Origin of the sequence: Fructilactobacillus fructivorans, from assembly GCF_000814735.1 — a bacterium.
GTDB classification, from domain to species: Bacteria; Bacillota; Bacilli; order Lactobacillales; family Lactobacillaceae; genus Fructilactobacillus; species Fructilactobacillus fructivorans.
This window is the reverse complement of sequence record NZ_JOJZ01000009.1, coordinates 246,976-268,037: the sequence shown is the minus strand read 5'-3', so window position 1 is coordinate 268,037 and position 21,062 is coordinate 246,976. Positions and strand designations below refer to the sequence as shown.

At 44.3% G+C, this 21,062-nt stretch carries 19 protein-coding genes; 14 read left to right on the top strand and 5 right to left on the bottom strand.

Annotation, left to right across the window (positions count from 1 at the left end):
- Positions 1 to 16: 16 nt before the first annotated feature.
- The 5 genes from mnmE to rpmH form a co-directional block, all read right to left on the bottom strand.
- A complete protein-coding gene (gene mnmE / locus LfDm3_RS01875) occupies positions 17 to 1,414 on the bottom strand; it encodes a tRNA uridine-5-carboxymethylaminomethyl(34) synthesis GTPase MnmE (protein ID WP_039143592.1) in 1,398 nt (465 codons plus the stop codon).
- 142 nt (positions 1,415 to 1,556) lie between these two features.
- On the bottom strand, positions 1,557 to 2,276 hold the full coding sequence (jag, locus tag LfDm3_RS01870; RefSeq protein WP_039143590.1) for an RNA-binding cell elongation regulator Jag/EloR: 720 nt from the start codon (positions 2,274 to 2,276) through the stop codon (positions 1,557 to 1,559).
- 147 nt (positions 2,277 to 2,423) lie between these two features.
- A complete protein-coding gene (locus LfDm3_RS01865; protein WP_039143587.1) occupies positions 2,424 to 3,260 on the bottom strand; it encodes a YidC/Oxa1 family membrane protein insertase in 837 nt (278 codons plus the stop codon).
- A 2-nt stretch (positions 3,261 to 3,262) separates the two neighbouring features.
- Complete coding sequence (rnpA, locus tag LfDm3_RS01860; RefSeq protein ID WP_039143585.1) at positions 3,263 to 3,619, bottom strand: ribonuclease P protein component; 357 nt, start codon at positions 3,617 to 3,619, stop codon at positions 3,263 to 3,265.
- A gap of 59 nt (positions 3,620 to 3,678) precedes the next feature.
- On the bottom strand, positions 3,679 to 3,813 hold the full coding sequence (gene rpmH / locus LfDm3_RS01855; protein WP_039143583.1) for a 50S ribosomal protein L34: 135 nt from the start codon (positions 3,811 to 3,813) through the stop codon (positions 3,679 to 3,681).
- A gap of 482 nt (positions 3,814 to 4,295) precedes the next feature.
- Between rpmH and dnaA the strand changes: the two genes are divergently transcribed.
- The 14 genes from dnaA (at position 4,296) to LfDm3_RS01785 (ending at position 21,048) form a co-directional block, all read left to right on the top strand.
- Positions 4,296 to 5,636 (top strand): chromosomal replication initiator protein DnaA, encoded by a 1,341-nt coding sequence (gene dnaA, locus LfDm3_RS01850; RefSeq protein ID WP_010022182.1) that lies wholly within the window; start codon positions 4,296 to 4,298, stop codon positions 5,634 to 5,636.
- Positions 5,637 to 5,848: 212 nt separating this feature from the next.
- Positions 5,849 to 6,988, top strand: a complete 1,140-nt coding sequence (dnaN, locus tag LfDm3_RS01845; RefSeq protein WP_039143581.1) for a DNA polymerase III subunit beta — start codon at positions 5,849 to 5,851, stop codon at positions 6,986 to 6,988.
- 254 nt (positions 6,989 to 7,242) lie between these two features.
- Entirely contained in the window at positions 7,243 to 7,461 is a 219-nt protein-coding gene (gene yaaA / locus LfDm3_RS01840) for a S4 domain-containing protein YaaA (protein WP_039143789.1), read from the top strand.
- A gap of 8 nt (positions 7,462 to 7,469) precedes the next feature.
- Complete coding sequence (gene recF, locus LfDm3_RS01835; protein WP_039143578.1) at positions 7,470 to 8,585, top strand: DNA replication/repair protein RecF; 1,116 nt, start codon at positions 7,470 to 7,472, stop codon at positions 8,583 to 8,585.
- Positions 8,586 to 8,606: 21 nt separating this feature from the next.
- Positions 8,607 to 10,556, top strand: coding sequence for a DNA topoisomerase (ATP-hydrolyzing) subunit B (gene gyrB / locus LfDm3_RS01830; protein WP_039143575.1), 1,950 nt, complete (start codon positions 8,607 to 8,609; stop codon positions 10,554 to 10,556).
- 123 nt (positions 10,557 to 10,679) lie between these two features.
- Entirely contained in the window at positions 10,680 to 13,121 is a 2,442-nt protein-coding gene (gene gyrA / locus LfDm3_RS01825) for a DNA gyrase subunit A (protein WP_375378660.1), read from the top strand.
- Positions 13,122 to 13,307: 186 nt separating this feature from the next.
- The gene (locus LfDm3_RS01820) at positions 13,308 to 14,279 is read left to right on the top strand and encodes a GMP reductase (RefSeq protein ID WP_039143571.1); all 972 of its coding nucleotides are present in this window, start codon (positions 13,308 to 13,310) and stop codon (positions 14,277 to 14,279) included.
- A 182-nt stretch (positions 14,280 to 14,461) separates the two neighbouring features.
- Positions 14,462 to 14,764, top strand: coding sequence for a 30S ribosomal protein S6 (rpsF, locus tag LfDm3_RS01815; RefSeq protein WP_010022191.1), 303 nt, complete (start codon positions 14,462 to 14,464; stop codon positions 14,762 to 14,764).
- A 25-nt stretch (positions 14,765 to 14,789) separates the two neighbouring features.
- The gene (ssb, locus tag LfDm3_RS01810; RefSeq protein WP_010022193.1) at positions 14,790 to 15,299 is read left to right on the top strand and encodes a single-stranded DNA-binding protein; all 510 of its coding nucleotides are present in this window, start codon (positions 14,790 to 14,792) and stop codon (positions 15,297 to 15,299) included.
- Between the two features lie 38 nt (positions 15,300 to 15,337).
- Positions 15,338 to 15,574: a 30S ribosomal protein S18 gene (gene rpsR, locus LfDm3_RS01805; RefSeq protein ID WP_010022194.1), complete on the top strand. Its 237-nt coding sequence runs from the start codon at positions 15,338 to 15,340 to the stop codon at positions 15,572 to 15,574.
- Positions 15,575 to 15,687: 113 nt separating this feature from the next.
- Positions 15,688 to 17,712 carry a DHH family phosphoesterase gene (locus LfDm3_RS01800; RefSeq protein WP_156112335.1) on the top strand — a complete coding sequence of 675 codons (2,025 nt, stop codon included), beginning with the start codon at positions 15,688 to 15,690 and terminating at the stop codon, positions 17,710 to 17,712.
- A 51-nt stretch (positions 17,713 to 17,763) separates the two neighbouring features.
- A complete protein-coding gene (gene rplI, locus LfDm3_RS01795; RefSeq protein WP_039143567.1) occupies positions 17,764 to 18,216 on the top strand; it encodes a 50S ribosomal protein L9 in 453 nt (150 codons plus the stop codon).
- Positions 18,217 to 18,250: 34 nt separating this feature from the next.
- Positions 18,251 to 19,651, top strand: a complete 1,401-nt coding sequence (gene dnaB, locus LfDm3_RS01790; protein ID WP_039143564.1) for a replicative DNA helicase — start codon at positions 18,251 to 18,253, stop codon at positions 19,649 to 19,651.
- Positions 19,652 to 19,719: 68 nt separating this feature from the next.
- Complete coding sequence (locus LfDm3_RS01785) at positions 19,720 to 21,048, top strand: MFS transporter (protein WP_039143562.1); 1,329 nt, start codon at positions 19,720 to 19,722, stop codon at positions 21,046 to 21,048.
- Positions 21,049 to 21,062 lie beyond the last annotated feature (14 nt).

The window sequence follows — 21,062 nt, the reverse complement described above, 5'->3', positions numbered from 1 at the left end:
CCATTGAGTTAATCGCTTACTTACCCAAACAGAATTGGCTAAATAATTGATCCAACAATTCGCCATCGTAACTGTCTCCGGTGATCTCACCAAGTAAATCCCAAGCATTCGTCATGTCAATCTGAACTAGATCGACGGGCATCCCGTTATTTAAGCCATTTTCAACCGACTGAAGGGAATCACTCGCCTGTTGTAAAAGACTAATATGGCGGGCATTGGTAACCATGACGTCGTTTTGAGAACTCTTGATGCCACCATTGAAGAACATTTTGGCAATCGTATCTTCAAGTGACTGCGTTCCGTTATCCTTCGTCGCCTGGGTCTTGATGATATTTTCAGCGTGATAACGTTGCTTTAATTCGTTAACATTAATTTTTCCCGGTAAATCGGTCTTGTTCAGTAGAATAATCCGTTTACTCTTCTGGGTCAGATCAAGCAGTTCCCGGTCCTCGTCAGTCAGTGGCTCACTGGCATTCAATACCAGCAACACCAAATCCGCCTGTTTGATGGCGTTTCGGGAACGATCGACCCCGATTTTTTCAACCTTATCTTCAGTATCACGAATACCGGCAGTGTCGACCAAGTGCAGTGGTACCCCGGAAACGTTGACGTATTCATCCAAAACATCTCGCGTAGTCCCTGGCACATCGGTTACAATCGCCTTATCCTCGTGAAGCAACCGATTCAACAGACTCGACTTGCCCACGTTTGGTCGTCCAACAATGGCGGTATTCAGACCGTCCCGCAGGACTTTTCCCTGCTTCGCCGTCTTCAAAAGTTGGTCGATTTGGGCCTTTAATTCCTTCGATTTGTCCATCAGGAGTTTCGACGTCATGGTCTCCACGTCATCGTACTCAGGGTAGTCGATGTTGACTTCCACTTGGGCCAAGACGTCCAAGATGTCCTGTCTGAGATGCTTAATGAGGTGTGAAAGGTTGCCATCTAGTTGATTCAAAGCCGCTTTCATTGATTCATCGGTCTTGGCTTCAATTAGGTCCATCACAGCCTCTGACTGGGACAGGTCCAAACGGCCGTTTAGAAAGGCACGCTTGGTAAACTCACCCGGTTCCGCCATTCTGGCACCGTTACTTAGGACCAGCTGGAGAATCTTGTTAGTAGCCACGATCCCACCATGACAGTTAATCTCAATAATGTCTTCCTTGGTGTACGTCTTCGGTGCTCGCATAACCGAGACCATCACTTCATCAACTTCACTGTTGTGGTCTGACGGATCAACGATGTGACCGTAGTTAATCGTGTTAGAAGCAACTTTTGCAAGGTTCTTACCCCGATAAATCTTCTCAGCCACCTTCATTGCATCCGATCCACTAATGCGGACAATCGAAATGCCACCTTCACCAGGTGGGGTTGAAATTGCTGCAATTGTATCGTAATCAGTCGTTGTCAGTGCCATATCCAAACTCCTTTCTCATTTAATCGCATAAAAAAAGTACTCAAACCACGCCCTGTGCGTGGATAAAGTACTTTCACTACTTTACCTATTCGAATTTACAATCCTATATATACTAGGACGAAAATTTTATTTTGTCAATTATTTAGCGAGGAGCCACCACAATCGAACGGTGGGGTTCGCGTCCCGCTGAATACGTCATCACTTCTGAACTGTCCTGAAGTGTCACGTGAATTTGTTTGCGCTCAAAAGAGGGCATCGGGTCCAAGTAAACTGGTTTGCCTGTTGCCACAACTTCTCTAGCCGTCCGTTCGGCGAGACTAGTAAGGATCTGAAGCCGACGTTGGCGGTAATTAGCCGTGTCGAGTTCAACTTCCAGGTAGCTAATTCCCATGTTATTTAGGTAAATATTGCTCAATTCCTGCAGGGCGTTAATCGTCCGACCGTGCTTGCCGATTAACAAGCCTTCTTTGGGCGTATCAAAATTAATGGTCACGTGGCGATTGTTCGGCATCTCGTAGCTTAGTTCAGCCTCAATCCCCATTTGATCAGTAATGGCCTGTAAATATTGAATTAGTCCACTTACCGCCTCGACGTTTTTGGCGTGACGATCTTCGGTTTGGACCGGACTAGCAACAGCCGTACTAGCCTCCTTTTTGACTTTTAACTGACTTTCAGCCCGTTTCGGGGCTGGATCAGATGTTTTAACGTTCATTTCAACTTCTGCGGGATGCTTGAAAAATCCTAGAAATCCCTTACTAGCGGTTTTAATAACCTTAATTTCAACATTATTACGATTAGTATCAAGTGATTTTAAGCCATTTTGGATGGCTGCTTCGATGGTGGCTCCGGTGTATTTCGTCATTGTTGCTTCTCCTATATTTGTAAATGTCCAACGGTATTAATATTATCACAAATCAAATCGTTGAAGGAATAGGAATTCACAGATGTAATATTACAAATTACGAGAAAACAAAAAAAGCAGACCACCGTCTGCTTTTTTATTCGTTAATTATTTGTGATGTTTACTCTGCTTAGCTTTCCGAATGGCCTTTTTAACAGCCCGATCGTGTTGACGTTTTTCACGTTCTTTTTCTTCACGTTCACGATTGATCTTCCAGGGATTCTGGATTAACAACGTCTGAACTACTTGGAACGCATTCGTAACCACCCAGTACAAGGACAAGGCTGATGGTACGTTCAAAGCGGTGAAGAAGATAATGATTGGCATCCCAATCGTCATCATCGTTGTCATTCCGTTTGATTCTGGTTGGCCTTTCATAGACAACCAGGAACTAAGAAAGGTGAATAAAGCGGCTAGCACAGGCAAGATGTAGTACGGATCCGGATTACCAAGCTGCAGCCACAAGAAGTGACCAGTTCTTAGAATGTGAGTCCGCCAGATGGCTTGATACAAGGCAAAGATCACTGGTAGTTGAACAACCATCGGCAAACATCCGGCCCATGGATTAATGCCAGCTTCCTTATACAGCTTCTGTTGCTCCGTCTGTAATTTTTCCATTGTCTCGGAATCTTTACTGGAGTACTTCTTCTGCAGGGCCTTCAGTTGCGGCTGAATTTCCTGCGTCTTCTTCATACTCTTAGTCTGATACATCATTAGTGGTAGAAGGATAATTCTCACAATAATGGTGAAGATGATAATTCCGATTCCGTAGTTATCACCAAAGAATTTTGATAACCAAATAATTACTCTCGAGAAATTAAGGACAACTAAGCCATCCCAAATCCCCTTACTATGGTTAGTAATTGGAGCGTTACTACATGCCGTGAGCACCAGACCAAGGCTGGCAATCATCGCCGTAGTAGCGATTCTTTTCAATTTTTTCAATTTTATTCCTCGCTATAATCAGAATCTAATAGATGAGCTAACTTTAAAACATGAATCAGGCTCGCCTTGACGTCTTTTTGTGACATTCCATCAGCTCTGGGACGTGCAATGACTAAAAAATCCACGTCCGTTCTTAGATCCGGCTTCAGTTCTGTGATCGACTGGCGAATTCTCCGTTTGACCCAGTTTCGATGAACGGCATTTCCGATCTTCTTACCCACGGAAATTCCAATCCGGAAGTGTTTCTGTCCCGGTTTTTCCAGCTGGTACACGACAAATTGTCGGTTAGCAACCGAATCATGTTTTTCGAAAACCTTTTGAAAGTCAGCCTCTTTTTTGACACGGTACGATTTTCTCATGAATAATCTCCAAGTATTTTCAAAAAAATAATGAAAAAGACCACTGAATGGTCAGTGGCCTATGCCGATAATACTTTTCTACCTTTTTGACGTCGACGTGCTAAAACTCTACGACCCTTGCCAGTGCTCATGCGTTTTCTAAATCCATGAACGCAGTTTCTACGACGTTTCTTTGGTTGGTAAGTTCTTTTCATTACTAACCCTCCTTACTAATTAATCGCCTATATTAAGTTGTCTATTCAATAGCTTTTCTAACTTATAGTATCACAAATCTAATAATCTTCAAATAGGGATTTTAAATTAATACACAACACTCCGTTCGCTTTAAAAAAGTTTCATAAAATTTGCCTGTGGATTATTGTGGATAACTCCTGTGGGAATTAACATGAATTGAACACGTTTTTGAACAAAAACACAGCATGTTAACAACGTTAAACACAATCTGTGGATAAAGTTCATTATCAAGCCTCAATCCCCACTGTAACAACAATTAGTTATGCACAGCAAACTGTCGATTTCAGCAAATTATAAATTAATTTTTAGACTTATGAACAGGTGTGTGGATAACTAATGAACACCCTGTGAAACATTTATACACACCCTGTTTTTTCTGTGGAAAACTTTTTTTCTACATGCTAGAATACAATCATAATTTAAACACAAGGAGTCACTCTCAATGGATCAAAACGAATTATGGGACAAAATTAAGAATAAATTTAAAGCGGATCCGAAATTTGAGGGCACGACATACGATACTTGGATCGCCACCGTGAAACCAATTGCATACGACGGCGATACCTTGACACTCGAATTACCATCTTCGCTTCATCGTGACTACTGGGAAAAAATGCTCAAAAGTCAATTAGTTGAGTACGCATACTCCATTACTTATAAGAACATTTCTCCTAAATTTGTTTTAGAGGAAGAACTACAAAAGGAATCAAAACCCGCTGCAAAGCCAGCCGATGGCGGCCAAGACTCTTACAGCTACACCGATACCCACTTAGAACCAAACTATACGTTTGAAACCTTCGTGATTGGCCAGGGTAACAAAATGGCCCAAGCTGCGGCTCTCGCTGTTAGTGAATCACCCGGAAAATTATACAATCCGCTCTTCTTATATGGAGGAGTTGGACTGGGGAAGACCCACTTGATGCACGCGATCGGAAACAACATCGTCAAGCATGATCCCAGTCAGCGCGTGATGTACGTGACGAGTGAAAAATTTGCTAACGATTTCATCGGCGCCATTCAAAACAACAAAATGGATGAATTTCGTCACGTCTACCGAAACGTTGACGTTCTTTTAGTGGATGATATCCAGTTTTTTGGTAACAAAGAGGGCACCCAGGACGAATTCTTCAACACGTTTCAGGCGCTCTACTCCAATCATAAGCAAATCGTGCTAACGTCCGATCGACTTCCAAACGAAGTTCCCAAACTAAAGGATCGCTTGGTCTCGCGGTTTGCCTGGGGACTTTCCGTTGACATCACCGCGCCCGATCTGGAAACCAGAACCGCTATTTTGCGTGCGAAGGCCAAGGCCGACAATATGGACATCCCGGCTGACGCCCTAGGGTACATTGCCAGTCAGATCGAATCCAACGTGCGAGAACTGGAGGGGGCCTTATCCAGAGTGCAGGCGTATGCCAAGTTAAACAACGCACCCATCGATACCGAACTGGTCGCAAACGCACTTCGACCGCTCAAACTAGCGAAGGCACGCTCCGCTCTGACCGTTTCGGACATCATTTCGAAGGTGGCGTCCTACTATCACATCAGTGTCAAAGAAATTAAGGGCACCAAACGGGTCAAGGCAATCGTGGTTCCACGTCAGATCGCGATGTACCTGTCACGAGAAATGACCGACAACTCGCTTCCAAAAATCGGCGATGAGTTTGGCGGAAAGGATCACACCACCGTCATTCACGCCTACGACAAGATTAGTCGCGCATCCGCCAACGATTCTGACTTAAGCAAACAAATTTCGGACATTAAGACGGAGTTACAGCACTAACCGTGGTTCGATTTAAAAATGTTATAATTACGGGTGTGGATAACCTGCAAATAACTCAATGAGTTACTCACAAAGTTATCCACAGTTAATAACTTTTATTCCGTAAATAATTACCGAGTTATCCACAGTATTAACAGTGCCTACTGCTTCTACTGTTCTTTATATCTTTAATTAAGTAAATAGACATCACATTTTCAGGGGGACATTTGGCAATGAAATTCGTAACGAACCGTAATGCTTTTATCAAAGCACTCAATACCGTATCAAGAGCAATCTCATCAAAAACCACCATTCCAATCTTGACTGGTTTAAAGATGGACGTATCAGAAAGTGACATTCTTCTCACTGGTAGTAACGCTGATGTATCAATTCAAACCAGCGTTAAAGCAAGCAATCCTGACAACGAACTAACGATTAAATCAACTGGTAGTATCGTTCTACCGGCCCGTTTCTTTAGTGAAATTGTCAAAAAACTTCCTGACAAAACGATGTCACTAGAAGTTGGCGATAATTTTCAAACGACCATTAAATCAGGCAACTCTGAGTTCACCATTAACGGTCTTGATGCCAATGGTTATCCGCACCTTCCGGAAGTTGATACGGAAAACACCGTTGATCTAGCTGCCGACATTTTTAGACAGGTCATTGGTCAGACGGTCATTGCCGTTTCAAAGCAGGAAAGTCGTCCAATCCTGACAGGGGTTCATTTCACGCTTGCTAACAATAAGTTACTGGCCGTTGCGACCGATAGTCACCGTCTTAGCCAACGAAGAGTTAGCCTGCCAGCCGATGACGACGGTAAGTTTGACGTGGTGATCCCGGGAGACAGTTTAAAAGAACTTTCCCACATGTTGGACGGAATTGATCAGAACATTCAGATGAATTTATCAGAAAATCAAGTGCTCTTTACCCTGGGTGACACCAGATTCTATTCTCGCTTACTTGAGGGGAACTATCCGGACACTTCCCGTCTGATCCCGAAGTCATCTAATACTAAGATGGAGTTTGCAGCGGGCGACTTACTTTCAGCCATCGAACGAGCTTCCCTTCTTTCACACGAATCACGAAATAATGTCATTAAGTTGACCATTAAACCCAACGACCAGGTGGTTACTATTTCCGGGAATTCACCTGACGTAGGAACAGTGGAAGAAGACTTGAAGCCAAAAAGTTCTGAGGGTGAAGACCTTGAGATTTCATTTAACCCCGATTACATGAAGGAAGCCTTGCGGGTCTTCGGTCAGACTGACATTGAAATTTCGTTTACGTCCGCCTTACGACCATTTACCTTGGTTCCAACCGAAAACAAGGAAGATTTCATTCAACTCATTACCCCCGTTCGAACCTTTTAAATTAATAAATGATGATCAACGACCCCAAGTTGAGGTCGTTTTTTTGTGCGTGCAGTTTGAACTTACAAAAAGTTGGTAAATTAGTCAAAAAGCTCAAATTTCCATTTATTTACGAATATGAGCTTTTTAGTGCATTTGAGGCACTTATGTATGAAAAAGCACAAATGAGCATAAAACGCATAAAATCGCCCAATTTGTGTACTTTTGCCTATTTTTGGGGTATAATAGAAATAGATTTGAAAGTGGGTGAATTCATGAAAAAAGACATTTTCATAACGACTCCGTACATAACTTTGGGGCAACTTCTAAAAGAAGAGAACATTGTGGAATCAGGCGGAAAAGCTAAGTGGTACCTAAAGGAAAACATGGTGTACCTAAACGACGAACCTGAGAATCGACGTGGGAAGAAACTCTACAAGGGTGATACGGTCTCAATTCCAGACGTAGGAATGTTTTTTATTAAGACAAAGTAGGGTTAAGCATGCAGCTAGAAGAATTGAAATTACGCAATTTTCGTAATTATAAAGATGCTGATGTTCATTTTTCAGACGGAGTGAACGTTTTACTTGGACAAAATGCCCAGGGAAAGACCAATCTACTTGAAGCAATTTACGCGCTCGCACTCACTAAGAGCCATCGGACGACTACCAATCGTGATCTGATCAATTGGAAGGAGAACCATGCGCAACTATGGGGACGAGTTAAGAAGAATCATACCACCACTGAACTAGAACTTGATTTTGGTAAAAATGGCAAACGAGCCAAGGTGAATCACATTGAGCAACCCAAGCTATCGTCATACGTTGGGCAGCTTAACGTGATTTTATTTGCCCCCGAAGATTTGTCGATCGTAAAGGGATCACCACAGGTTCGTCGGCACTTTATGGACATGGAGTTCGGCCAGATGAGTAATCGCTACCTGTACAACACGACGCAGTATCGCCGGATCTTGAAGCAGCGAAATGCCTATCTGCGGGAACTCTTGTTACACCGACAAAGTGACATGGTTTATCTGGACGTTCTGTCGGACCAGCTGTCAGCGTATGCCGCCGAGATTATTTTTCAGCGTATTCAGCTGATTGCCAAGCTACAGAAGTGGTCGCAGGCAATTCATGCTGAAATTTCCCAGCAGAAGGAAACGTTACGCTTTAAATACGTAACATCCTTAAAGAAGGCGGACCTGACCTCGGTGGAACAGATCTATCAGAGTTTGTTAGCCAAGTTCAAGGCCAATCGTGACAAGGAAGTGAAGCAGGGAACGACCATCTTTGGTCCGCACCGAGACGACCTTCACTTCATGGTCAACGGGAAGGATGTTGCGACGTTTGGTTCGCAGGGTCAGCAACGAACCGCCGCCTTGTCTACGAAACTAGCAGAGATCGACTTAATGAAAGAAGAAACCGGGGAGTATCCGGTTCTTCTACTTGATGACGTGTTATCCGAACTGGATGAGAGTCGGCAGACCCACTTGCTAACGGCCATTCAGGACCGGGTTCAGACATTTTTGACCACCACAAGCATGAGTGGGGTGGCATCTAATTTAATTAATAACCCCAAAACTTTTCACATTGAAAAGGGAGTCATTGTATCCGAGTAATGTAGTTGAGGAGGAATTGTAGTGACTGATGAAGAAAAAGCAGCAAAAAGAGAACGTGCCGGCGAATACGACGCTAGTCAAATTCAAGTCTTAAAGGGACTTGAAGCGGTTAGAAAGCGTCCCGGGATGTACATTGGGGCCACTAACGAACAGGGACTTCACCATTTAGTTTGGGAAATTATTGATAATGGAATTGACGAAGCCCTTGCTGGTTTCGCCGATGAAATCAACGTTGTCGTTGAAAAAGACAATAGTATTACCGTTACCGATAACGGTCGTGGAATTCCGATTGGCACCCAGAGAGATACCGGTAAATCAGCGCTAGAGACCGTTTTCACGATCCTGCACGCTGGTGGTAAATTCGGCGGTGGCGGTTACAAGGTTTCTGGCGGACTTCACGGAGTTGGAGCCTCAGTTGTAAACGCCTTGTCAAAAGAACTGGACGTTGTGGTTACAAAAGGTGGCAAGCGCTACTACATGGACTTTGAAAGAGGCCACGTCAAGACCCCAATGAAGGTCATCGGTGATGCACCTCAAGACGCCCATGGAACTAAGGTTCACTTTGTTCCGGATCCAGATATCTTTACCGAAACCACGACCTTTAACATGAAGACTTTGACCACCCGGGTCAGAGAATTGGCCTTCTTAAACAAGGGTCTCCGCATCACGATCAGAGATGACCGTTCGGAAGAACCCGTTGAACACGACTTCTTCTACGAAGGTGGAATTCGTCATTACGTTGAATTCTTGGATCGTGGTCGAACCCCAATTTTCAAGGATCCCATTTACATTGAGGGTCAAGAAAACGGCATTACGGTTGAAGTTTCCATTCAATACACGAATGATTATCACAGTACCCTTTTGACGTTTACTAACAACATCAACACCTACGAAGGTGGAACCCACGAAGAAGGGTTCAAGCGGGCTTTGACACGAATTATTAATAACTATGGAAGAAACAACAATTTAATTAAGGACAGTGAACCCAACCTTTCGGGTGACGATGTGCGTGAAGGGATGACGGCCGTTGTCTCCATCAAGCATCCCGATCCTCAATTTGAAGGTCAGACCAAGACCAAGTTAGGTAATTCTGATGCTAGAACGGCTACTGACCACATCTTTGGTCAAGAGTTCTCCAAGTTCATGATGGAGCATCCTCAGATTGCTGAACAGATCGTTGAAAAGGGTTCGGTTGCTTCCAAGGCTCGAGCTGCGGCTAAACGAGCTCGGGAGGTAACTAGAAAACGAAGTGGACTGGAAATTAACAGTTTGCCCGGCAAATTGGCTAACAACACCAGCAAGGATCCGAACGTTTCTGAACTGTTCATCGTCGAAGGTGACTCCGCCGGTGGTTCAGCTAAGCAGGGTCGTTCTCGTTTAACCCAGGCCATTTTGCCAATTCGTGGGAAGATCCTGAACGTTGAAAAGGCCACCATGGAGAAAATCCTAGCAAACGAAGAAATTCGTTCCCTGTTTACCGCCATGGGAACGGGCTTTGGAAACGACTTTGATATCAGCAAGGTTAACTATCACAAGTTGATCATCATGACCGATGCCGATGTCGATGGCGCTCACATTCAGATTTTGCTGCTCACCTTAATTTACAATTACATGCGTCCAATGATTGATGCTGGATACGTCTACATCGCTCAGCCACCTTTGTATCGAGTTCGTCAGGGAAACAAATTCCAGCGATACGTTGATTCTGATGAAGAACTCCAGGAACTGCTAGGTCAGTTGCCGGCTTCACCAAAACCACAGATTCAAAGATATAAGGGTCTGGGTGAAATGGATGCTTCCCAGTTGTGGGACACAACCATGAATCCAGATCACCGTCGTTTATTAAGAGTTACTTCTGATGATGCTTCGGCAGCCCAAGAGGCCTTTACCATGTTAATGGGTGAAAAGGTGGCTCCTAGACGGAAGTTTATCGAAGACAACGCAACCTTTGTTGAAAACTTGGATGTATAAATTGTTTCACATGAAACAATTAGGTTAATTGACTGATTTAACAAGGAATGGAGGCAAAATCTCTTGGCAAATGAAGAAAATAATAAACCAAGTCGAGTTCAAAACGTTGAATTATCGAAGAAGATGAGATCATCGTTCTTGGATTATGCAATGAGTGTGATCGTGTCACGTGCGCTTCCTGACGTTCGGGACGGTTTAAAGCCGGTCCATCGTCGGATTCTGTACGATATGCACGAACTAGGTGTTACCCCAGACAAGCCTTACAAGAAGTCTGCCAGAATTGTGGGGGATGTTTTAGGTAAGTTTCATCCCCACGGTGACAGTTCCGTCTACGAAGCCATGGTACGAATGGCCCAGGAGTTCAGTTACCGTTACATGTTAGTTGACGGACACGGAAACTTCGGGTCAGTTGACGGTGATGGTGCCGCTGCCATGCGTTACACCGAGGTTCGTCTTTCCAAGATTTCAATGGAAATGTTGCGGGACATCAACAAGGACACCGTTGATTTTCAACCCAATTATGATGGAACCGAACGTGAACCAGTGGTTCTCCCAGCTCGAATTCCCAACCTGCTTTTAAACGGGGCTTCCGGAATTGCGGTTGGAATGGCCACTAACATCCCACCTCACAACCTAAGTGAAGTGATCAGCGCCATTCATATTTTGATGCGAAATCCAGACGCTACCACCAATGATTTGATGGAAGCACTTCCCGGACCAGACTTTCCAACTGGTGGAGTTGTCATGGGTAAATCTGGAATCAGAAGAGCCTACGAAACCGGCCGTGGAAGTATCATTGTTCGTGCCAAGGTTGACATTGAGGAACAAAAGAACGGGAAGCAACGTATTATTGCGACCGAACTTCCTTACATGGTCAACAAAGCCAAGTTGATCGAACGAATTGCTGATTTAGTGCGAGACAAACGAATTGAGGGCATTACCGCGATTAACGATGAGTCCGATAAGGACGGAATGCGGGTTGTCATTGACGTAAAACGGGATGCTTCTGCGGAAGTAATCTTGAACAACCTGTACAAGTTGACGTTGATGCAGACCTCATTTAGTTTCAACATGCTGGCCATCGTTGATGGTGCTCCGAAGGTCTTGAGCTTAAAGGAAATCCTGCAGTACTACCTGGAATACCAGGTTGAGGTAATTACCAGAAGAACTAAGTTTGATTTGCGCAAGGCCCAAGCCCGAGCTCACATTCTGGAAGGATTGCTGGTGGCTCTCGATAATATCGATGCGGTCATCAAGATTATCCGAAGTTCTTCGACTGGTGACATTGCCAAAAACGAACTGATCAATAATTTTGAACTAGATGACAAGCAGGCCCAGGCGATCCTAGACATGCGGCTAGTTCGTTTGACCGGACTGGAACGTGGCAAGATTACCGATGAACACAATAAATTACTTGCTAACATTAAAGATTACAAGGACATTTTAAATAGTCGGGACCGAATTAACGAGATCATCTATAACGAACTCCTTGAAATTCAGAAGAAGTTCGGTGACAAACGTCGGACCGAATTATTAGTTGGTGAAATTACCAGCATCGAAGACGAAGATTTAATCGAAGAGGAAAACGTGGTCATCACGTTGACCCACAACGGTTATATCAAACGTCTCCCAACGGACGAGTTCAAGGCGCAAAATCGTGGTGGACGTGGAGTTCAAGGCATGGGTGTTAATAAGGATGACTTTATTGAGCATCTGCTATCAACGGCGACCCACGATCGACTCTTGTTCTTTACTAACGCTGGTAAGGTTTACAGCATGAAAGCTTATGAAGTTCCAGAGTACGGCCGGGCTGCGAAGGGAATTCCAATCGTTAACCTATTGAACCTCGGTCAAAACGAGAAGATTCAGACGGTGATCAGCATCTCATCGAAACATAACGATCAGGATAAGTACCTGTTCTTCACCACGAAGCAAGGAACGGTTAAACGGACACCCGTTTCTGATTTCTTAAACATCAGAAAGAACGGTTTAAAAGCCATCCATTTACATGATGGTGATGAAGTGATCGGAGTTTCCATCGTTGATAACGGTGACAACATGATCATCGGAACCCATCTGGGTTACGCCGTCAGTTTCAAAGCTGATGACGTTCGTTCCATGGGTCGCTCGGCTTCTGGAGTCCGCGGAGTTCGCTTACGTCCTGAAGACTACGTGGTTGGAGCCGCCATCCTGACACCAGACAGTGACGTGTTCGTCATTTCTGAAAATGGATATGGTAAACGAACGAAAGCTGCCGATTACCCAATTAAGGGTCGTGGTGGTAAAGGAATCAAGACGTCCAATGTGACCAAGAAAAATGGTCCACTGGTTGGCTTGAGTACCGTTACTGGCGATGAAGACATCATGTTGATTACTAACATGGGTGTCATGATTCGATTCGCGGTTAATAACGTTTCTGAGACTGGTCGTGCCACTCTTGGAGTTCACTTAATCCGAGTTGATGATGACGCTAAGGTGGCTACCATGGCGGTCGTTGCTAAGGACCAAGAACAAGAATCAAAGGTTGAAGAACCAACTTCAGCTTCTGATCAATCCGAAGAATAAAACACAAAAGTAACACTACCTTTGGCGTAGTGCTATTTTTTTAACTAAAATTATTACTAATATTCGTAAACTGGCATTTTAATGTTGATTAAACGGGTTATTTCGGCTATGATATTGGTTGTGTTTGAAACAATTAAAGTCAAAATGACTTAATAGTTCGTAAAATGAGCAAGGAGATTTATGAAAATGGACGTGTTTGATTACGAAGATATTCAACTGATTCCGAATAAGTGTGTGGTTAACTCTCGAAGCGAATGTGACACTTCGGTTGAGTTTGGGGGCCGTAAGTTCAAGATCCCGGTCGTACCAGCTAACATGCAAACGGTGATTAACGCTGACCTAGCCGAGAGTCTCGCTAAAAATGGTTACTTCTACGTCATGCACCGTTTTCAACCAGAAAAACGCCTTGATTTTGTGAAAAAAATGCATGACGATGGGGTATTTGCCTCCATCAGTATCGGGGTTAAGCCCAACGAATACGATTTCATTAAGGAACTGGTCCAAGCCGACCAAATTCCAGAATACATCACGATTGACATTGCCCACGGTTACTCGGACTCGGTCATCAACATGATTAAGTTCGTTAAGGAACGGATGCCCAACACTTTTCTGATTGCTGGAAACGTTGGAACCCCAGAAGCCGTTCGGGCACTTGAAAATGCGGGTGCGGACGCCACCAAGGTCGGAATTGGACCCGGAAAGGCCTGCATCACTAAGATTAAGACCGGTTTTGGAACCGGGGGATGGCAACTAGCTGCCATTCGCTATTGTGCGAAAGGAGCCAGAAAACCCATCATCGCTGACGGAGGGATTCGGACCGATGGTGACATCGCGAAATCGATTCGCTTTGGTGCTACAATGTGCATGATCGGATCGATGTTTGCGGGCCATCAAGAGTCTCCGGGTCAAAAAGTAGAAAAAGATGGGAAGGAATACAAAGAATACTTTGGTTCTGCATCCCAATTTCAAAAGGGTGCCTACAAAAACGTGGAGGGAAAGAAGTTGTTAGTTCCTTTCAAGGGCAGCATCTATGACACTCTGCGTGAGATGCAAGAGGACCTGCAGTCATCAATCTCATACGCTGGTGGAAAAGATATCGACGCCATCCGGAAGGTTGACTACGTGGTCGTTAAAAATTCAATTTATAATGGTGATTAAAAATAATTCGCAGTGACCTGCGTATCTAATTATGTATCGCAAATCAACGCCTCAAATGTCTTATTGAAGTAGAGAACAATCAATGATACAATTAATCATTGTGAGTTCAATTAGGTTTTTAATTGACTCCCCTTGCTCCCCAAATCACTGGAGAGCCGACAGTCCACAAGGAGGTGTAATTCATGGAAAACAACAAATACGAAATTACTTATATCATCAGACCTGATATCGACGATGCTGCCAAGACTGACTTGGTTAACCGATTCGACAAGATCTTGACTGATAATGGTGCAAACGTAATCGATTCAAAAGACTGGCAAAAACGTCGTTTAGCCTACGAAATCGGCGGTTACAATGAAGGTACTTACCACATTGTCAACGTTGAAGAAGGCGACAACGACCAAGGTCTAAACGAGTTTGACCGTCTTGCCAAGTTTAACAAAGACATCTTACGTCATATGATCGTAAGAAGAGACGACAAATAATTTAAGATGAAAGGAGTTTTTCAGTATGATTAATACAGTAGTTCTTACTGGACGCTTAACACGAGACGTTGATTTGCGATACACCCAAAATGGCGCGGCAGTTGGTACTTTTACCCTAGCTGTTGACCGTCGTTTCACCAATTCGAATGGTGATCGGGAAGCTGACTTCGTCAACTGTGTTATTTGGCGAAAATCAGCTGAAAACTTTGCCAACTTCGTGCATAAGGGTTCACTTGTTGGAATCGAAGGTCGGATTCAGACCCGAAATTACGAGAACAAGCAGGGCCAACGAGTTTATGTTACCGAAGTAGTTGTTGAGAACTTTACCCTCCTTGAACCACGTTCACAGAACGGTGGTAATGGTCAGGGTCAAAGCAGCAATGGCAATCACGCTCCTAGCGAAAATCCATTTGGAACTCCAAAGACGAGTGGGCAATCCACTCCTAACAATGGCAAAAAGAATGACAATTCGAACGATCCCTTTGCCAACTCTGGAGACCAGATTGATATTTCCGATGATGATCTTCCATTTTAATGGAACGATTTGATTAATGTTTTAGGAGGGAAATACACATGGCTCAACAAAGAAGAGGTGGCCATCGTCGCCGTAAGGTTGACTTTATCGCCGCAAACCATATTGAATACATTGATTACAAAGACGTTGATTTATTAAGACGTTTCGTCTCAGAGCGTGGTAAGATTTTACCTCGTCGTGTGACCGGAACAAGTGCTAAGAACCAACGTAAGTTAACCATTGCGATCAAGCGTGCCCGTATCATGGGTTTAATGCCATTCGTAGTTGGTGACTAATTCAGAATTTGAGACTTAACTATTTTAGTTAGGTCTTTTTTTTACCCTTTTTATGGGATGAGCTCCAATGTGATAAAATAGAAGAAATAATGGAGTGGGAGATGGGAGTTACTATGAAAAAGTTCTTTTCACAAATGACGTTACCGCCATTTTTAAAAAATACACGATTAAGAAAAATTACGATTTTTATTGCGATTTCATTGATTTTGGGATTAGTAATTGCCTTTCTGTACAACTTCTTCATTGGAATTGTTCTATTGCTGGTGGCCTGTTTAGGACTGGTCTATACCATCAACACGATGAACCGAGTTGGTGAAGAATCCGACAAATACATTAATGACCTGTCCTACCAGATTATGCGGGGTCAGCAGGAATCTCTTCTGGAGATGCCGATTGGGATCCTGATCTTTAACGATGAACACGTGGTGGAATGGATTAATCCGTACCTGCAACCGTACTTTGACAGTTCGGAAGTAGTTGGTTATCCACTTGATCATTCCGCTCCCGACCTCTTTGACATAATTCAGGCCAACCTAGATCAGACGAAACCGTTTGAGATGACCTGGCGGGGACACAAGTTCGACATGTTGGTCCAAAAGGAATATAACACCGTCTACATGATGGATATTACCCATTATGCGGAAATCGAAAGTAAGTATGAGAATGGTAAAATTGCGGTTGGCCAGATCTTTCTGGATAACTTTGATGAAATTACCCAGTCAATGAGTGACCAAGACGTTTCTAACTTGAGAAATTACATCACCAATGAGCTAAGTTCGTGGGCGCAGGAGTATGGGATCTTCTTAAAACGAATTGATGCCGATCACTACTTTATCCTGTTGTACGTCTCCACTCTGAATCAGATTGAATCCGATAAGTTCAAGATACTGGACGTCATTCGGGAAAACACTTCCAAACAAAACCTCCCGTTGACGCTTAGTATGGGAATTTCATACGATGACAATAACCTGAATAATCTCGCTGACCAGGCCCAGAGTAACCTTGATTTGGCCCTTGGTCGTGGTGGTGATCAGGTCGTTGTTAAAGCCAAGGACAAGGAAGCCCGATACTATGGTGGCAAGACGAACCCGATGGAGAAACGAACCCGGGTTCGAGCTCGGATGATCTCCCACGCTTTACAAGAGTTAATGAAGGAATCCGACCAAATTTTCGTGCAGGGACACGCTCAGCCTGACATGGATGCCATGGGAGCTGCCATGGGAATCAGACGAATTGCCCAGATGAACGGTAAGCAGTGTTGGATTGTGATGGACGAAGAGGAACCGCATTCCGACATCAAACGGTTGTTGAATGCGATTGATGATTATCCTGACATTAAGGAATCAATCATTACCCCCGATAAGGCGCTCAAGAAGGCCACTGACAGCAGCTTGCTGATCATGGTCGACCACTCGAAGCCTGACATGGGAGTATCCGGGGATCTTTACAAGCGTCTCAAGAATCGCGTGGTCATTATCGACCATCATCGTCGGGGAGAGGACTTTCCCGAAAACCCAATCTTGGTCTACATTGAACCGTACGCTTCCTCCGCTTGTGAGCTGATTACCGAAATGTTTGAGTATCAGTCTCAGGATGCGGATCCCATTAATCAACTGGAGGCAACGGCGATGTTGAGTGGCATCGTGGTTGATACCCAGTCCTTTACCATTCGCACGGGAACGCGTACGTTTGATGCCGCCAGTTATCTCCGGTCAGCGGGTGCTAATGCCGACGAAATGTCTGACTTCATGAAAGAGAGTGTGACGAACTATATGGATCGAAACCACCTCATTTCCATGATGGAACAGATTGACGAAAACATGGCACTCATTACCGCCGAAAATGACAAAGAATACGACTCTGTAATTGCCGCTCAGGCCGTCGATTCCCTCCTGACAATTGATGGAGTTGAGGCTTCATTTATTGTCTTTAAACGAACAAACGGAAACATTGGCATTTCAGCCAGAAGTAATGGTAACATTAATGTTCAGCTGATTATGGAAGCACTTGGTGGTGGTGGTCATCTGTCCGCTGGTGCCACTCAGATTCCTGATGAAAGTGTTTCTGAGGTTAAAAAGACCCTGTTGGGTGCCATTAACAAGATCGTTAACAGCGATGATGAGAAAGCAGACAAATAGCAGAATGAACTTAAATCTGTTAAATTATTAGTAAACAAGGAGTGAATCAAAATGAAAGTAATCTTTTTGCAAGATGTTAAAGGTAAGGGTAACCGTGGTGACGTAAAGGAAATGCCATCTGGCTACGCTAACAACTTTTTGATTAAGAAGGGACTCGCTAAAGCAGCCACCAAACAGGCGATCAGCGAGTTAAAGGCCCAACAACACGTTGAAGCTGAACATCAAGAAGAGGAACTTGAAGATTCCAAACGTCTGAAAAAGGAGCTTGAAGATGACAAGACCGTCGTTGAACTAAAGGCGAAGGCAGGATCAGACGGACGATTGTTTGGTTCAATTACCAGCAAGCAGATTGCTCAAGGTCTGTTGGATCAGTACAACATCAAACTTGATAAACGGAAGATCGAAATGAGTGAACCAATCAAGTCCATGGGTTATACCGATGTTCCCGTTAAGGTTCATCCCCAGGTTTCCGCTCAAATTCGGGTTCACGTTAGCGAAAAATAAATGATCGTAAGTTACAGTTAGAAAAGAGTCGAGAATGAACAACGATACTTTAAATGATCACACACCACCGCAGAACATTGAGGCCGAAAAAGCCGTTTTGGGGTCCATCTTCCTAAGTACCGACGGACTAGTCGACGCCATGGAATACTTGAATCCTGATGATTTCTACAAGCGGGCTCACCAACTAATTTTTAAGGCGATGTTAGATTTAAACGAGGATGATCAGGGAATTGATGCCGTGACCGTTACCGACCTTTTAAAACAGCGTGACCAACTAGAAGATGTCGGTGGGGTTCCGTACATCATTGACCTAACGAACGCTGTACCAACGGCCGCTAACTTGGTGTACTACGCTAAGATTGTGAAAAATAAGGCCGTTTTAAGACGATTGATCCAGACCGCTACTAACATTGCGACCCAGGGATACGAACAGTCCGAAGACGTGGAAGATCTGTTGGATAACGCCGAACGGGACATCATGAACGTCTCGGAGGATCGGAATCAATCTGGATTTAAGAACATTAAGGATGTTTTAAACGAATCCTTTACTAAAATTGACCAACTTTCTCAAAATGGTGGGGATGACATTACCGGTCTTGCGACGGGCTATCATGAGCTTGACAAGATGACTACCGGCCTTCATCCCGGTGAATTGATGATTCTGGCGGCGCGACCAGCCGTTGGTAAAACCGCGTTTGCGTTGAACATCGCGCAGAACGTGGGAACGAAGACTGACAAGACGGTTGCCATTTTCAGTTTGGAAATGAGCGCGGAGTCGTTAGTGAACCGAATGTTATGTGCGGAAGGTAGTATTGATGCCAACCACCTGAGAACCGGTCAATTGACCGAAGAGGAATGGCAGAATTTAGTAATTGCGATGGGCAGTCTTTCAAGGGCTCACATCTACATTGACGATACTCCCGGCAATAAGATGGCTGGCATTCGTGCCAACTGCCGGCGGTTAGCTAAACAAACCGGCAATTTGGGATTGATCGTCGTCGATTACCTTCAGTTAATTGAAGGGAGTAACAAAGAAAATCGGCAACAGGAAGTTTCTGAAATTTCCCGTCAACTTAAAAAATTAGCGAATGAACTTCAGGTGCCAGTGATTGCGTTATCACAACTCTCACGTGGAGTGGAACAGCGTCAGGACAAGCGTCCGGTGTTGTCAGATATTCGTGAATCAGGATCAATCGAACAGGATGCTGACATCGTTGCCTTCTTATACCGGGAAGACTACTATGAGCATGACTCAGACGATGAAGATTCTGATCCCCGTTCTCAAGGAGCCGATGACGATGATAACGTCGGCGAGGTTGAAGTTATTATCGAAAAGAATCGTTCGGGTCCGAGGGGAACCGTTAAACTGCTCTTTGTAAAATCGTATAATAAATTCTCATCTATTTCCTATGCTTCGAATGATGGTGTACAATAAAAAGCCACTTACAGGGTAAGTGGCTTTTTTTATTAAAACTAAAATAAGAAAGATTGAGAGGATTTTCAATGAACAACAACGAAAAGACACAAGGGTTGCCAAAACTATCCATTGCGGCAATCTGGTTTCTATCCTTTGGAATTCTTGGAGTCCAAATGTCATTTGGGTTGATGAATTCGCAACTTGGAAGAATTTTTCAGACCCTTGGAACGTCACCGAGTCTCTTAGGACTTCTGTTTATCATTCCCCCGATTGCCGGGTTGTTCGTCCAACCCTTGGTCGGTGGATGGTCTGATCGGACCTGGGTTCCGAAGTGGGGAAGAAGAATTCCCTATCTAATTGTTGGGACCATTGCGGCCGCCATCACGTTATTCCTACTACCAAATGTCGGTGATTTCGGGTGGCCAAGCGTGGTTACAATTTCGTTAGCCGCTGTCATCACGTTGGTCTTGATGGTTGCCTTTAACATGTGTGTGCAGCCCTATAAAATGCTGATTGGTGACATGGTTAACCAACGGCAGAGTGGGTTTGCGTATTCGATTCAGAGTTTCTTCTTGAACATCGGTAGCGTGCTAGCGTGTTTATCACCATGGCTCTTTACCGAGATTGGGGTTAGTAACACTGCCAGCAAAGGGATGGTTCCTAACTCAGTAATCTTCTCGTTCTACGTTGCCGTCGTTGTCCTGATCTTCTGTACCATCGTCACCGTCTTAAAGGTTGACGAGTATCCACCAAAGCAGTTCAACGATTATCATGGTTTGGAACAGAACGGGAAACGAGCTAAGAAAAGCACGTGGATGCTTTTAAAGGATGCGCCCCGAGTTTTCTGGATCGTATCCATTATCCAACTCTTTGCCTACATTGGTTTTGCCTACATGTGGATGTACGGAACCAGTATCATTGCTAAAAACGTCTTTAACACCACTGACCCAATGAGCAGTGGCTACCAGGCTGGTGGTAATTTATTTGGAATTCTATCAGCGGTCTATGCGCTAGCCGCCGTGGTTGTTTCTCTGGTACTGGCACGAATTCCGCAACGAAAATACAAACTGTTCTTCTCGATTAGTTTAGTCATCGGGGGAGCGGGTTTCTTGATGTCAGCGCTGAGTCACACCACTTTCTCACAGGTGATCGCGTTTATCCTGATCGGTGTTGGTTGGGCCGGAATTTCGGTCTATCCGTTGACGTTTGTGACCCGTGAGATTCCTGGAAAATACATTGGGGTTTACATGGGACTATTTAACGTCCAGATTTGTATTCCGCAGATTGTGGCCTCACTGGCCAGTCCGGTGATTGTGATGGTAATTGGTTCCATCGCGAACATCTTTGTGATTGCGGCCGTCACCATGGGTTTGGCAGCAGGAGCAGTGTGGATTCTCCATGATATTCGGGACTAATTATTTTCAGAGGT